Origin of the sequence: Streptomyces sp. NPDC021020, from assembly GCF_044333285.1 — a bacterium.
Taxonomy (GTDB): Bacteria; Actinomycetota; Actinomycetes; order Streptomycetales; family Streptomycetaceae; genus Actinacidiphila.
The window spans coordinates 172,224-185,565 of record NZ_JBIRQQ010000010.1 but is presented as its reverse complement, the minus strand read 5'-3'; the positions used below and the strand labels follow the sequence as shown (position 1 = coordinate 185,565).

Sequence of the window (13,342 nt, the reverse complement as noted above, 5' to 3'; positions counted from 1 at the left end):
GAAAGCGCCTGGGGCAGGTGGTGCCGGTGGCCCGCTGGTGCGCGCGATCACCCGGGATCCCTGCCGGGTGATCGTGACCGCGATCTGATCGGGCTGCATGCCGCGCCTTTCCGGTAGCTCGGCGTCGGGGACAACGCCGTGCCGGGCGGTATCCCCCGGAGGAGATGGGTGGGGTTGAGGATCCGGCGGTTGGCGGGGTTTGGCCCGTCCGGAGTCTGGTGGTAAGTGCGTCAGCGGCCAGGAGCGTGCGGTGGGTTCGGCGGCCCGGACGGTGGCGAGGGCGGCTCAGGCGGTCGCAGTCGGGGGCTGGGCGTGGGCTCGGGCACCGCGGTGGTGGAGCGTGCCCGCGCGGCATTGACGCGCGCGGTGTCGGCCGCGGTATGACGGCGGGCGGCATTCTCGATGACCTGCAGCACCGGAGCGTGCTCGATGAAGACGTCCACCGCTGACCAGCCCTCGGCGTTGCGGTCGTCGAGGGCGTCGTTGAAGACGCGCCAGCGGTTCGGGTCGTCCCGGCGGGCGACGATGGCGATCAGGCGGGACTCCCAGAGGTCCCGGATGTGCGTGCCTTCGGCCAGGGCGTCCTTCAGCGCGCGGAGTTCGTAGCGCCATCGGCCAGCGGTGGCGGCCGGGACCGGAAGCGTGGGCAGGAGCGTGCCGGCGTGGTCGAGGGCTGCCGCGCCGTGGTGGAGGAAGGTTTCGAAAGGGGCCCAGGCGTCCGCGTCGCGCTGGGCCTGCCGGATGCCGTAGGCGTCGTCGTCCAGGGGGAAGCCCTGCTCGTCGCAGAGGGAGTCGGAGACCGCGTCCCAGTCGGCCAGAGCTTCCCGGGCGCGCTGGTGCGCCGCGTGGAGCGCGGGCGTGCGCACCGTCTCGACGGCTTTCCCGTAGCGGGGCAGGAGGCGGCGCTCGATGTCCGCTGCCGCGCGGGCCGGTTCACCGGATACGGAGATGCCGTTGGGCCTGTGGCCGGTGCGGAGCGGGCCGTCGATTCCGGGTGGTGCGAGGGCGGCCACCAGGAACTGGCCGGGGCGCTGCGGGCGGGCGAGGACGACAAGGTGCTCCCCGCCGGGGCCGTCGAGCAGGGCGGCCTCGTCGGGGGTGAACCACTGCAGGGTGTTCGTGGCAGGGCCGTTGTCCCACAGGCGGTCCCTCACGTGGGCGTATACGGGGCTGTACGCGAAATGGGTCCTGGTGACCGCGCTCCATGGGCCGGGGAGCCGGTACGCGACGGCGTCGCTGAAGGCCCGGAGCCGGTCCAGGGGGCTGTCGCGGCGGGGCGGCGCTGTGTGAACGGGGCGGGCGTTGGGTTCAGGCGTGGGCATGGTGAGTCCAACGGGGTTTGGGGAGCGGGCGAGCGTCCGCGGGCCAGGTACTGGTGGCGGCGGAGCCGATCGGTTCGGGCACAGGCCCCTCGGCCGGTCAGCGGCGCGGGAGTGCGGGTCGCAGGGTCAGCGCATGCGGGCGTCGGTGTCGAACAGCGCCCGTTCGGCCGGGTGGAGAAGGTGCTGGACGATGAAGCTCCGGCCTGCGACTTTCCACAGGCCGCGGCCCTTGGTCAGCGCCGAGACGGCCTGGGTTTCGACACCGGTCAGGCCGAGGAGGGAGGCTGCGGCGGCGAGCTGGTCCGGCTCCTGCCGGTAGATGATCCGGGTGGAGCAGTCGGCGAGCAGGCCCTCGGCGAGCACCCGGCCGCGGGACCCGGCATCGCCCGCGGACAGGAGATCGCTGAGCCGGTGGATAATCATCAGGTTGGCGATGCCGAGTCCGCGGCTGAGCTTCCACTGGGACTGCATCCGCTCCAGCAGCCCGATGTGCCGCATCACGCGCCAGGCTTCGTCGTAGACCACCCACCGCCTGCCCCCGGCGGGATCGGCGAGAGCGGACTCCATCCACGCCGACGCGCAGGTCATGGCGAGGACGAGGGCGGTGTCGTCGCCGGAGCCGCCGAGCCGGGACAGGTCGATGGACAGCATCGGCGCCGCCGGGTCGAAGGCCACGGTCGACGGCGCGTCGAACATTCCGCTGAGGTCGCCATGGACCAGTCGGCGCAGGCCGTGAGCGAGGTCCTGCGCGGCGGCTCCGACATGTCCGGCCTGGTTGCCGAGGGCGTTGTCGAGGAGTTCGGGGGAGCCGAGGGCGTGCGCGATGTCGCCGAGCAGCGGCACGGTGCCGTTCGCGTCGGCCACCGTGACGACCAGGTCGAGCGCGAGGTCCAAGGCGGTGTGCTCCATCGGGAGCAGATCGCGTGCCAGGACGGTGCGGGCGAGGCCGGCCAGCAGCAGAAGGCGACGCTTGCGGGTCTCGGTCGACCAGTCAGCTTCGCTCACCGACGCGGGCCTGCCCGGGGCGTCCAGCGGGTTCAACCGGCCGGGCAACCCGGGGCCAAGGGCGATCGTGCGGCCGCCCAACGCCTCCGCGACCGCAGCCCATTCGCCCTTCGGGTCGGACGGGACATAGATCCTGTAGCCATGTGCGATTGCCCGGGTGGCGATCGACTTGGCCAGCGCGCTCTTTCCCATGCCGATGATCCCGGCCAAGATCACGTTCGGGTTCGTGTAGCCCTCGATCCGTCCGGAGCTGTAGAGCGAGAACGGGTCGTAACAGAACGCTGCTTCGGCATGGACATCACGTCCGACGAAGATGCCCTCGGCGCCGAGTCCGCCCTCAGCGAGGAAGGGGTAGGCGCCGCTGGCGGTTGCCGTGGTCATACGGTGGGCGGGCAGACGGAGCTTGCCGCCGCGGGCCGAGGCTGGGCCGGGGCGCCCGGAGGGCGGATACGCCGGCCGCAGCTCCGGATCGGCGGCGTCGGCGTGCCGCGGGGGCGGGGCTTGGGCGCGGCGGGCTTGCCGGCGAGCCTCGGCGAATCCGCTGCGCGCAGCGCGCTGCTGCGCGCGGGAGGATTTCCGGGGCACGAACACGTGGGCAGCGCTGGCTCGGGTGCGGGGCATGAACGTTTCTCCAGGTGGGCGGCGTTCAGCGGTGGACGAGGCCGGTGAACGGGGTGTGCAGATCTGCGGGGGTGGTGCGGCGGCGGACCACGCGGGCGGCATGCTGGTGGCGGCGGCAGATGGTCAGCTCGGGTGCGCCTTCGGGCAGCCCGGCACGGCATGCCTCGCGGTCGGGAACGTCGCCGGTGCCGGGACGAGCTGCGGCGTGGTAGGCGGCGTGGATATCGGCGGCGGCCTGCCAGACCCGGGTGCGCGCCGTGCCGAGGCAGCCGCCCTCGACGGGGGCGACGGCGCCGGTGCGTACCGCGTGGGCGTCGAGCAGCTCGTGCACGGCGAGCAGGTGCTCGTGCAGCGCGTCGAGTTCCGCTCGGGACGCGGCAAGGGGGCCGACCGGCAGGTTGAGGACGCGGTGGAAATCGAGGGCGGCGGTGGCGAAGGGCACGAAGTCCTGCCCGGCCGGGGCGGTGGGGTTGCTGCGGGGCATGGGGTGCTCTCTCGGCGGGAAGGGGCGTGGCCGGCGTCAGACGGCGAGGGCGAGTGGCATGGCGGCGGCGGTGAACGCCTCAGCCTGCTGCCAGTGCAAAGCCCGCAGGTCGAGCTGGGCGCCCACTGCAGCGGTCTCCACGACCGCGCATGCGGTGCGCAGCTCGTCCTCGGTGTCTGCGCTGACGGTCAGCAGGCCGGTGAGGGCGACATCGGCGTGCCCGGCGATGAGCTGGCGCTCGCGGGCCTTGATGTCCTGGTATTCGATGGAGTCGGCTTCGGAGTCGACCTGTCCGCGCCGGGCCCGCTCGGCGGCGTCCGCGATCACGCTGGCCTTCTTGCGCTGGACGTCGCGGAGAGCGGCGTCCAGGCCCGCCGGCTGGTACGACAGCGACAGGGTGCGCCGCGCCCCGGCGGTGAACAGCATCTGGTGCAAGAAGCCCGCGCTGGTTTCCGTGCGGGGCCAGTTCTCGATCCAGTAGGTGGTGTGGAAGGCGCTGTCGGTCGCAAGGTGGTCGGCGGACTCCACCACCACGACCGGCCCGGCAGCCGCCGGGTCAGCTGCCGGGCGACCGGTGTCGGACCAGCGGTCCAGCGCAGCAGAAGACTTGGGGTCGTAGGCGGTGCGTACAACGGCGGCGATCTCGGTGGCGGACAGCCAGCCGGTCGGGGTCAGGCCCGCGGTGCGGGCGGCCTGCTCGAAGGTCGTGAGGAGCTGCGACAGAACGGCGAAGCTGCCCGTGAGGCCGCCCCCGGCCTGGTTGACCAGCCGACGTGCCGCCTTCGCGTCGAGCGATACCGCGACGTACGCCTCGTGCGGTGCCGCCGCCGGACCCGCGGAAGCGATCAGCTCCCCGTAGACCTGGCCTGCCAGCGGCGCCTCGGGGTTGCCGTGCTCCTCCCAATAGCGGCGCAGCGCGTCACCGGAGTCCGGGACGGTGCGCTCCAGGACCTGGATGCGGGCCACCTGTCCGGTGCGGGCCAGCGCCGCGAGCGCCCGCCCCCACCCGGACACGTTGGCGCGCTGCGCGCCGGGGTCGAGCAGCGCGTACGCACGGGAGGAGACCTTGACCACCGCGGTCAGGGTGTCGGCGGCCGGGTTGTGGACCGCGCCGTAACCGCGGTCGGGTGCGGTGACGACCCGTAGGGACGCGGCGGTGCCGGGCAGGTGGAGGAGGCCCTCGCGGATCGGACGGCGGGACGGGCGCGCCAGCCACAGGAGCTGGCCGCGGGCGCGGCGCAGGGCGTAACGGACCACGACCGGTGTCCAGTCCGCCAGTGACCTGCCGCGGGAGCGGACGAACACGACCAGGGTGATAGCTGCCCAAACGGGTGTGAATTCCAGCGCGCCGACCACGCCGAGCGAAAGGATCACGGCCAGTAGGAGCAGCCCGGCGAGCGTGACCGCGGTCAGTTGCGGGGCGGTCATGCCGAGCAGGATGCCGCGCTTGGAGCGGTGCGGGAACTTCACGGATGCCGTCGGTTCTTCGGCGGCGCGGTGGTCAGGCATGGCAAGTCCAGGGGTAGAAGTCGGGGGAGGTGGGGCGGGCCGCGGGCTGCAACGTGCGGCCCGCCCCCGTGACGGTGGACCGGTCAGGGCTCGGTGGGCGGCTGCTCGGGAGCGACCCAGTGCGTCGCGGTCGACGAACCCGCGGCGGGCGGCTCGTCGGACGGGAAGGGCACGGAGCGCGCCCTCGGCGCGTCGCTGCCAGCGGTGGGCCGGGTGACCAGCGGAGGAAGTCCTGGTCGCTGGATGAGGGGTCGGCCCCCGTCGCCGGGGGCGTGGTCGTCCTCGCCGTAGCGGTAGGTCGTCTTCGGGCGGGGCGTGCCGCCGATACCTTCCTTGCTGAGGTGGGTTCCGGCGGCGCTGATCCCGGAGGCGACGACGCCGTCGGCGCCCGCGCCGGGCACCTGGGCCGGTCCCTGCGGCGCCGGCCTGCCGACACCAGCCTGCATGGCCAGCGTTCCAGCCGTCTTGGCCGCGCCTGCGGCGACCGCGAGTCCGGCGATGCCGCCGCGGTGCAGATCGTCGTGGCCGCCGCCGTCGGACGCCCAGTGCACGAAGCGGTACGTCGCGTACGGGCACAGCAGCACCAGGACCATGACGACGAGGCCGGCCATCGCGTCCGACAGCGCGCCGAGGCCGTCGGCCGGGTCGGACTTGCCCATCGCGGAGACGCCGATCAGGAACACCACGGTCATCAAAAGTTTCGACACGACGAGCGTGGCAGTGGCCTCGATCCAGCCGCGCCTCCAGCGTTTCGCTGCTTCCCAGCCGCCGCCGGCTCCGGCGAAGACCGCGAGCGCGACGAGGACGAGTACGCCGACCTTGCGGGCGACCATGACGCCCCAGTACATGAACGCGCCGATCGCCATGCCCAGCGCGACCAGCGCGGGGACACCCCAGCCGAGGCCGAACATCGCTGCCAGCTCGTCGACTTCGACGACCCGGCGGATCGCGGCGGATATGGAGGTGCCCGCGGCCTGGAACAGCCCGTCGGACAAGGCGTCGACCACCGTGATCGCGACGGTGGTGAAGGCGATGGCGCTGAAGGAGAACAGCACGCCGGTGACGGTGCCGATGACCGCTTGGGCCAGCGCGCGCTCGTCGCGCCGCCACGCGGCGAGCATCAGCTGCAGGCAGAACGTGCCGACCGTCAGCACCAGGCCGATCGGCAGCAGCAGCTCGTAGTTGTCGCGGAACCACGGCGCGTTGAGATCGATCCTGGTCGTCTCGTTGACGGCTTTCGCGGCGAGGTCGGCCGCGCTGGCGGCGAGGTCTCCGGCGGACTTGGCCAGCCACGAGCCGATGGTGTCGGTGACCGCACTGCTTGCACCGGACACGACGCTGCCGGCGGCGTCGCACACCGTGGAGACCAGGGGAAGGTCGCAGGCTCCCATGACGGAACCTCCTTTCAGCAGAGGGCGGTCAGGGGGCGACGTTCGGCAGGACGCCGACGAGCGAGCAGGTGAGGGAGGGGCGGCACTGGACCGCGAGGGTGACAGCGCGGGACTCGGCCCCGCCGTGCGGCGCACCGTCCCAGGCGATCGACTGGTGGCCGGTGACGGTGACCGCGTAGACGTACGCGGTGGTGATCGCGCCCGGATCGGCCTGCAGCGCGCGCGTGAACGACGCGGGGAAATGCGCTTCGTTCGCGGTCGCGGTGGCGTACTGGCCGTTGCCGGCCATCTCCTTCCACAGCACGGGCGACGGTACGAGCGCGTCCACCGATGCGGTGTCCGCGTACTTCTTCTCGCTGGTCAGCCACCGGTGCAGGCCCGCCACCAGCTCGGACTGGGGGTGGGCACGGGTGTCGTACGACCACAGGGCGACCGCCGCGGCTTTCGCGTAGACGATCGGGTCGTGCGTGGCCGGGGGAACCGGCAGCGCTCCGCGGACGCGGGGCGTGGGCGAGATGCCCGGCTGCGCGGAGGAGTCGGGCGAGGGAGAGGACGAGCGCGGGGCGGTGGCGGGCTTGGCGGGGGAGCGACCGTCGCGGGTGAAGTAGGCCGCAAGCCCGGCGCCGACGAGGAGCACCAGGAGGACGAGGCCGCCGAGCACCATCCGCAGGCCGGTCCCGGACCGCAGACCGAGGTTGAAGGGAGGCTTCGGCATCAGTGCACCTGCGTCCCGAGCGTGGAGAAGAACGCCACGATGCCGTTCGCGGCGCCGAGCAGCAGCGCGGCGCCTGCGCAGACCAGCACGCCCTTCTTCCCCGAAGCCTCCGCCTGGTGCCCGCCGGTGTGGTGGCCCCAGGCCCACACCCCGGCGCTGACGGCCATGGCCCCGACCACCGCGATGATCCCGAAGAGGTTGAGGCTGCCCATCACCTGCTTGAGCACGGCAAGGCCCGGCAGCCCCCCTTCGGCCGGTGTGATGCCCGGGTCGTAGGCGAGCCGTATCGCCCTGTCAGCGACGTGCATGGGAACTCCAGTTCGATTTACGGCGCGGCAAAGCCCGCCGGGGCGCAACCGGGCGCCGGAAGGGAAAAGAAAGAGGGGGAGGGAAGTGCCGGTCAGACGACTCGGCGGGCCGCGACGACGCGCGGCTTCCAGTCCGCGATCGTGTTGATGTCCACGACGGCCCCGGTGTGGGGGGCGTTGACGATCAGCCCCTGGCCGATGACCATCCCGACGTGCTCGGGATCGGCGGCCGTGCCGCCGGTGAAGAGCAGGTCGCCGGGGCGCAGGGCGTCCACGGAGACGGCGGTGCCCTCGCGGATCTGCGTGTACGTCGTCCGCGTCAGCGTGACGCCCGCGGCCTTGTACGCCTGCTGCATCAGCGACGAGCAGTCGCAGCGGGCCATCGGGTCCGGCCCGTGGGAATCGGTGCAGCTCCCGCCCCACTGGTACGGGGTGCCGAGCTGCCCGAGAGCCCACCGGATCGCGGTCTGCACCACGGGCGGGGCGTCGGCCGGGATCACGTACCCGTCCGGCACCGCACCAGGCGGGATGACGCCGAAGTCGGTACCGTCCCCGTCCGCCGCGCAGGCGGTGGTGCCGGGGTCCGCGCTGCTCGGCGTGCTACCGGCCGTCGGCAGCAGGGGGGCGATCGCGGCCTGCAACGCCGTCGCGACTGGCTCCCACGTCGCGTAGGCGTCCGGGAACGCGGAGCGCTGCACCGCCTGGGCGGCCTGCGCCACGGTCAGCGACTGCCAGCCCGGCACCTTCTCCAGCGCCTCGAAGAACGTCGTCGACGCGTGGACCGGATCGAGGATCTGCTCCGCGGTGCCCCAGCCTTGCGACGGCCGCTGCTGGAACAACCCGAGGCTGTCGCGGTCCCCGTAGGTCAGGTTGCGAAGTCCGCTCTCCTGCAACGCGGTTGCCAGCGCCACGACCTGCCCGCGGGCGGGGACCCCCATCGCCACACCGGTGGCCTGGATCGTCGTGGCGTTCGGCACCTGCTCGGCCAGGTCGTCGAGCCCGGAGACCGCGACGGTGCCGCTGCCGTTCGCGGCCAGGAGCGCCTTCACCTTGGCCGCGACGTCCGCGGTATCGACCGCCTGCGGACTGCTGGTCGAGCACGCCTTGGCGGAGCTGTCCATGGCCACGACCAGCGGCACGGACAGCAGCAGGGGACCGGTGGCCACCAGGCCGACGACCGCCCCGGCGGTCTTCTTCATCGCCGCCACCGCCGTGCGCGGCGAACGGAACGCTCAACCCGCGGCACCGGGCCGGGGCGTGAGCGTATGAGGGCGTGCTGCATGGCAGCGGCTCCTAAGGGGTTCGTAGGAGACGCGGTGCCGGCTTCTCGTGCAAAGCCGCCGGCACCGCGCCGGTTGCGAATCCGCCCCGCGGGCGGGCCCGAAGTCAAAGGAGTTGGTAGCTCCCGGACGCCGGTTTCTGGTCACGCGCGGCAGCCGGCCGCGCTCGTAATCTCCGCCGGAACACCAGAGCACCTCCATACGGAACAGGTCGCGAACTCGCCTTCCCGGGCCCGCCGCTTGGATACGACGGCACGAAAAAGCACAGGTCAACCAGGGTGAAGCGGTGCTCCGCCCCGAAGACGTGCCCGGACTGTAGACCGGAAGTCCGGACTCGCCAAACGACCCCCGGCCCGGCGGCCCCGGTTCATTGGGCCAGTCCGGAATCCGCGGCTACCCTCCGGCGCAACCCCCGCCTCCGAAGCACCGGCACCGGGCTTCCCGGGCGGGGCAGTTCCGTGCGAGAGAAGAGGCCCTGCATGACCTACACGCTGCACCGAGGCGACGCCCTCACGGTGCTCAAGACCCTCCCCGACCAGTTTGTCCACGCCGTCATCACCGACCCGCCGTACAACAGCGGTGGCCGCACCAGCTCGGACCGCACCGCCCGCACCGCCCGCGCCAAGTACGTCACCAGCAACAGCGCCCACGACTTGGCGAACTTCCCCGGCGAGAACCGCGATCAGCGCAGCTACCGGTCCTGGCTCACCGAACTCCTCACCGAGGCCTACCGCGCCGCGGTCGAGCACGCGGTCGCCATGGTCTTCTCCGACTGGCGGCAGGAACCCACCACCTCCGACGCCCTGCAGATGGCCGGCTGGACGTGGAGCGGAACGATCCCGTGGATCAAGCCCGCCAGCCGCCCGCGGAAGGGCGGCTTCAAGCAGAGCGCGGAGTTCGTCACCTGGGGCGTCAAGGGCACCCTGGCCAAGGACCGCGAGCTGTACCTGCCCGGCCACTTCACCGCCTCGCAGCCCCGCAAGGACCGCGTCCACATCACCCAGAAGCCGGTCGAGGTCATGCAGCAGCTCGTGCAGATCTGCCCCGAGAACGGCACCGTCCTCGACCCTTTCACCGGCAGTGGCACCACCGGCGTCGCCGCCCTCCGCGAAGGCCGCCACTTCGTCGGCGTCGAACTGTCCGACCACTACGCCGCCGTCGCCGAGCGAAGGCTCCAGGCCGAGCTGACGCAGGACGACTTCGTCCTGGCCGGACCGGAGGAATGAGCATGAGAGCGAAGAGCCCGCGGACCGCGGGGCCGGAGGGTGCCCGCGGTCCGCACGTCGGACAGCCGATGCCGGCGGCCGTCCGTCGGCTGGAGTCAAACCGTCTCGACCGCCCGGCGGAGCAACGGCGCTGCCCGCTCCAGGTCGGCCGCCGAGGAGATGCGGACCTCCAGATCCCCCGTCCCGAGGTGACCGATGCCGCGCATATCGCGGCTGAAGCCCTCCTCCAGCGGGACGGTGTCCGGGTCGAGGCTGAGGTAGACCAGGATCGTCTTGTGCTTCGGACGGAAGATCACCGACGCGACGTTCACCAGCCGGCGATAGGCGATGTAGTGGCGGAGGGGAGCCACCTCGACGTCGCCCCACGTGGTCAGGGCGTCGTCCAGTTCCGCGTACAGATCCCGCAGACACTCCGGGACGGGGTTAGGGCTTGCCGGCACGCAAGCGGTTGAAGCTCTCTGGGCTCCGGCGAGGACCGCGTTCCGTTCCCCGGGCCGCCGTGGCGAAGCAGCGCTCGACGAACCGGGTGAGGAGTCGACGAGCAGCAGGCTCAGCAGACCGCCCTCGAAGATGCGATAGCGCACCAGGTCAATCCGCTCCGGCAGCCTCTGCACGGCCACGCGATCGTGGCGGGAGAAGCCGGCCGCGATGCAGATCACCGGCGGGCGACGCCAGTCGATGGACTCGGCAGCCTCCCCGCCGAGCACTCTCCGGACGAGCGCCTCGACCTCGTGGCGCGCCGAATCCAGCCAGGACAGGTAGGAAACGGCCTGCGACAACACCCCGTTGTCCGAGCCCTTCTTGTACTCGATCACCACCGGACTGCCGTTCTCGTCGAGCCCCAGGGTGTCGATCCGCCCCCGGTGCCACGGCCCGGTCGGGTACTCCGACGCCAGGGCCCGGATGCCGAGCATCACCTCCAGGCCGGCCTCGACCCGCCGCTGCAGCTCCACCTCCAGCGACACCCTCGAACCGGGTACCTCGACGTCCCGGCCCTCGGCGTTCTGCCGGAACAACATCAGCTCGGCCACAGCGGCTCCCCTCACATGAACGGTGCAGGGGAGCGAATCGCGAACGCGTCCGCGGTATTCCACGAGGCCAACCGGCCGCTCGCCTGCGGACGCGCGAGTTCTCGGCGTGCACGAACGATCAGGGGGCTGAAACGAGAAGCGCCACCTGGGGCGCGCGGCGAAGTCAGCGCCGTGCCAACGCGGCGGTGTGGAAGTGCTCGATACGGGCCGCGAGGGCGTTCCGGACGGAGCGGGCACTCCTGATGTCGAGGCCCTTCAGATCCGGCAGGTGCCAGTCGAGGTAGCGGCGGCCCGGCAGGACGGGGCAGGCGTCACCGCAGCCGAGCGTGATGACGAAGTCGGCGGCCTTCACGATCTCGGTGGTGAGGGGCTTCGGGAATTCGTCGCTCATCGGGAGACCGATTTCCCTGGGCAGCCGCAGGGTCACGGCGTCGATCTCGGCGCCGCCTCAGGTGCCGGGCCAGCCCCCCTGGCGGAGGGGGCCGTGGGGTGGGCGCTACCTGAGCAGCTCCAGCACGGCGTCCATGCCGCCGGGCGCCATGGAATACCAGACCCAGGTGGCGCGCTTCTCCCGGGCGAGGATCCCGGCGTCGGTGAGGACGCGCAGGTGATGGCTGACGGTCGGCTGACGGAGCCCCAGAGGTTCGGTCAGGTCGCAGACGCACGCCTCGCCGTTCGGGGCGGACCGGATCATGCTGATGAGTTGCAGGCGGGTCGGGTCCGAGATCGACTTGAGGAGCTTGGCTATGTGCTCGGCCGCCGGGCGTGCCAGCGGGGCCGTGGAGATGGGCTGGCACATCGCCGGATCCAGGGACGGGGACGAGGTCTCGCAGTCCGGATCGGTGCAGGGCTCAGAGGCCGGTTTTGAAGTAGCGATGCTCATCTATGCAGCATACGAAGCGGGTGCGGGAGGTCGGGCGCCCGGAAGCGCCCGACCTCAGGAATTCACCTCGGATTCACCTTTCCCGCCCGGAGGGTCCGTCCGCGAGCCCGTGGTACGCCCAGACCTGCGGGCGGACCTGTTCAGGAGGCGGTGACGAGGTCCGGTGCCCCGGTTCCGGACTGCGTACGGCCGGCTGCCGCCTTGTCGGCCGCCGCCGCGAGGTAGCGCTCGGCGTCGAGGGCCGCGGCGCAGCCAGTGCCGGCGGCGGTGATGGCCTGGCGGTAGGTGTGGTCGACGACGTCACCCGCGGCGAAGACTCCCGGAAGGCTCGTGCGGGTCGTCGGCGACTGGACCTTGATGTAGCCCTCGGTGTCGAGGTCGAGCTGGTCGGTGAACAGCTCCGTCCGGGGGTCGTGGCCGATGGCGATGAACAGGCCGGTCACGTCCAGGCGGCGGGTTTCCCCGGTGAAGACGTCACGCAGCGTCACCCCGGCGAGCATCCCGTTGCTGTCGTGCAGCTCGGCGATCTCGCTGTCGAAGGCGAAGGAGATCTTGTCGTCGGCGAACGCGCGGTTCTGCATGACCTGGGAGGCGCGCAGCCGGCTGCGGCGGTGCACGATCGTCACCGAGCGGGCGAAGCGGGTGAGAAAGGTCGCCTCCTCCATGGCGGTGTCCCCGCCGCCGACGACCACGATGTCGCGGTCGCGGAAGAAGAAGCCGTCGCAGGTCGCGCACCAGGACACCCCGCGGCCGGACAGCTCGTCCTCGCGGGGAAGGCCGAGCTTGCGGTAGCCCGAGCCGGTGGCGATGATCACCGACTTCGCGCGGTGGACGGCCCCCTCGGAGTCGGTGAGTTCCTTGATGTCGCCGGTCAGGTCGACGGAGACGATGTCGTCGTCGATCATCTCGGCGCCGAACCGCTCGGCCTGGGCGCGCATGTTCGCCATCAGGTCGGGGCCGTCGACACCTTCCGGGAAGCCGGGGAAGTTCTCGACCTCGGTCGTCGTGGTCAGTGAGCCGCCGACGAAGATCGAGCTGCCGAACAGCAGGGGCTTGAGCTGGGCCCGCGCGGTGTAGAGGGCGGCGGTGTACCCCGCCGGGCCGGAGCCTATGACGACGACCTCGCGCACGTTCTCGGTGGCGCTCATGCGGCGGGCACCGGGGAGATCTCGGCAATCAGGCCTTCGATGAGCACCTTGATCTGGTCGCGGATGGGGCGTACGGCCTCGACGCCCTGACCGGCCGGGTCGTCGAGCTTCCAGTCCAGGTAGCGCTTGCCGGGGAAGACGGGGCAGGCGTCACCGCAGCCCATCGTGATGCAGACGTCGGACGCGCGCACCGCGTCGATCGTGAGCACCTTCGGCGTCTGCGCGGAGATGTCGATGCCGACCTCGTTCATCGCCTCGACGACGGCGGGGTTCACCTGGTCGGCCGGCGTGGAGCCGGCGGAGCGGACCTCGACGCGGTCGCCGGCCAGGTGGGTCAGCCAGGCGGCCGCCATCTGGGAGCGGCCGGCGTTGTGGACACAGACGAAGAGCACGGACGGCTTGTCGGACATCGAAGGTCT

The 13,342-nt window shown here is 71.8% G+C and carries 14 protein-coding genes; 1 reads left to right on the top strand and 13 read right to left on the bottom strand.

All coding sequences use genetic code 11. From position 1 onward, the window contains the following. Positions 1-230 precede the first annotated feature (230 nt). The 8 genes from ACH4SL_RS28710 to ACH4SL_RS28675 form a co-directional block, all read right to left on the bottom strand. Positions 231-1,154: a hypothetical protein gene (locus ACH4SL_RS28710; protein WP_398450699.1), complete on the bottom strand. Its 924-nt coding sequence runs from the start codon at positions 1,152-1,154 to the stop codon at positions 231-233. Positions 1,155-1,448: 294 nt separating this feature from the next. Continuing rightward, on the bottom strand, positions 1,449-2,948 hold the full coding sequence (locus tag ACH4SL_RS28705) for an ATP-binding protein (RefSeq protein ID WP_398450697.1): 1,500 nt from the start codon (positions 2,946-2,948) through the stop codon (positions 1,449-1,451). Between the two features lie 25 nt (positions 2,949-2,973). Next, positions 2,974-3,432, bottom strand: coding sequence for a DUF6238 family protein (locus ACH4SL_RS28700; protein WP_398450695.1), 459 nt, complete (start codon positions 3,430-3,432; stop codon positions 2,974-2,976). Positions 3,433-3,468: 36 nt separating this feature from the next. Then, entirely contained in the window at positions 3,469-4,941 is a 1,473-nt protein-coding gene (locus tag ACH4SL_RS28695) for an SCO6880 family protein (protein ID WP_398450693.1), read from the bottom strand. An 83-nt stretch (positions 4,942-5,024) separates the two neighbouring features. Then, positions 5,025-6,332, bottom strand: a complete 1,308-nt coding sequence (locus ACH4SL_RS28690; RefSeq protein WP_398450691.1) for an ATP-binding protein — start codon at positions 6,330-6,332, stop codon at positions 5,025-5,027. 28 nt (positions 6,333-6,360) lie between these two features. Next, positions 6,361-7,047: a hypothetical protein gene (locus ACH4SL_RS28685; protein ID WP_398450689.1), complete on the bottom strand. Its 687-nt coding sequence runs from the start codon at positions 7,045-7,047 to the stop codon at positions 6,361-6,363. After that, the gene (locus ACH4SL_RS28680; protein WP_398450687.1) at positions 7,047-7,355 is read right to left on the bottom strand and encodes a DUF6112 family protein; all 309 of its coding nucleotides are present in this window, start codon (positions 7,353-7,355) and stop codon (positions 7,047-7,049) included. The genes ACH4SL_RS28685 and ACH4SL_RS28680 overlap by 1 nt, the downstream gene beginning before the upstream one ends. A 92-nt stretch (positions 7,356-7,447) precedes the next feature. Then, entirely contained in the window at positions 7,448-8,554 is a 1,107-nt protein-coding gene (locus tag ACH4SL_RS28675) for a C40 family peptidase (protein WP_398450685.1), read from the bottom strand. 560 nt (positions 8,555-9,114) lie between these two features. On the opposite strand from ACH4SL_RS28675, the gene ACH4SL_RS28670 reads away from it, so the two are divergent. Then, entirely contained in the window at positions 9,115-9,861 is a 747-nt protein-coding gene (locus ACH4SL_RS28670) for a DNA-methyltransferase (protein ID WP_398450683.1), read from the top strand. 95 nt (positions 9,862-9,956) lie between these two features. On the opposite strand, the gene ACH4SL_RS28665 is transcribed toward ACH4SL_RS28670, so the two are convergent. The 5 genes from ACH4SL_RS28665 to ACH4SL_RS28645 all read right to left on the bottom strand — a co-directional run bounded on the left by ACH4SL_RS28665 (position 9,957) and on the right by ACH4SL_RS28645 (position 13,333). Further along, entirely contained in the window at positions 9,957-10,892 is a 936-nt protein-coding gene (locus tag ACH4SL_RS28665) for a DUF5655 domain-containing protein (protein ID WP_398450681.1), read from the bottom strand. 163 nt (positions 10,893-11,055) lie between these two features. Then, on the bottom strand, positions 11,056-11,283 hold the full coding sequence (locus ACH4SL_RS28660) for a hypothetical protein (RefSeq protein WP_398450679.1): 228 nt from the start codon (positions 11,281-11,283) through the stop codon (positions 11,056-11,058). 105 nt (positions 11,284-11,388) lie between these two features. After that, positions 11,389-11,775, bottom strand: a complete 387-nt coding sequence (locus ACH4SL_RS28655) for an ArsR/SmtB family transcription factor (protein WP_398450677.1) — start codon at positions 11,773-11,775, stop codon at positions 11,389-11,391. 140 nt (positions 11,776-11,915) lie between these two features. Beyond that, positions 11,916-12,923 (bottom strand): thioredoxin-disulfide reductase, encoded by a 1,008-nt coding sequence (gene trxB / locus ACH4SL_RS28650; protein WP_398450675.1) that lies wholly within the window; start codon positions 12,921-12,923, stop codon positions 11,916-11,918. Beyond that, positions 12,920-13,333 (bottom strand): arsenate reductase ArsC, encoded by a 414-nt coding sequence (locus tag ACH4SL_RS28645; RefSeq protein ID WP_398450672.1) that lies wholly within the window; start codon positions 13,331-13,333, stop codon positions 12,920-12,922. Before ACH4SL_RS28645 ends, trxB begins: the two co-directional genes overlap by 4 nt. Positions 13,334-13,342 lie beyond the last annotated feature (9 nt).

What these genes read in the sequence shown, in the direction of transcription:
- ACH4SL_RS28705 (WP_398450697.1), bottom strand. Translation starts at nt 2,948, where the DNA reads ATGCCCCGCACCCGAGCCAGCGCTGCCCACGTGTTCGTGCCCCGGAAA.
- ACH4SL_RS28700 (WP_398450695.1), bottom strand. Translation starts at nt 3,432, where the DNA reads ATGCCCCGCAGCAACCCCACCGCCCCGGCCGGGCAGGACTTCGTGCCC.
- ACH4SL_RS28695 (WP_398450693.1), bottom strand. Translation starts at nt 4,941, where the DNA reads ATGCCTGACCACCGCGCCGCCGAAGAACCGACGGCATCCGTGAAGTTC.
- ACH4SL_RS28690 (WP_398450691.1), bottom strand. Translation starts at nt 6,332, where the DNA reads ATGGGAGCCTGCGACCTTCCCCTGGTCTCCACGGTGTGCGACGCCGCC.
- ACH4SL_RS28685 (WP_398450689.1), bottom strand. Translation starts at nt 7,047, where the DNA reads ATGCCGAAGCCTCCCTTCAACCTCGGTCTGCGGTCCGGGACCGGCCTG.
- ACH4SL_RS28680 (WP_398450687.1), bottom strand. Translation starts at nt 7,355, where the DNA reads ATGCACGTCGCTGACAGGGCGATACGGCTCGCCTACGACCCGGGCATC.
- ACH4SL_RS28675 (WP_398450685.1), bottom strand. Translation starts at nt 8,554, where the DNA reads ATGAAGAAGACCGCCGGGGCGGTCGTCGGCCTGGTGGCCACCGGTCCC.
- ACH4SL_RS28670 (WP_398450683.1), top strand. Translation starts at nt 9,115, where the DNA reads ATGACCTACACGCTGCACCGAGGCGACGCCCTCACGGTGCTCAAGACC.
- ACH4SL_RS28660 (WP_398450679.1), bottom strand. Translation starts at nt 11,283, where the DNA reads ATGAGCGACGAATTCCCGAAGCCCCTCACCACCGAGATCGTGAAGGCC.
- ACH4SL_RS28655 (WP_398450677.1), bottom strand. Translation starts at nt 11,775, where the DNA reads ATGAGCATCGCTACTTCAAAACCGGCCTCTGAGCCCTGCACCGATCCG.
- trxB (WP_398450675.1), bottom strand. Translation starts at nt 12,923, where the DNA reads ATGAGCGCCACCGAGAACGTGCGCGAGGTCGTCGTCATAGGCTCCGGC.
- ACH4SL_RS28645 (WP_398450672.1), bottom strand. Translation starts at nt 13,333, where the DNA reads ATGTCCGACAAGCCGTCCGTGCTCTTCGTCTGTGTCCACAACGCCGGC.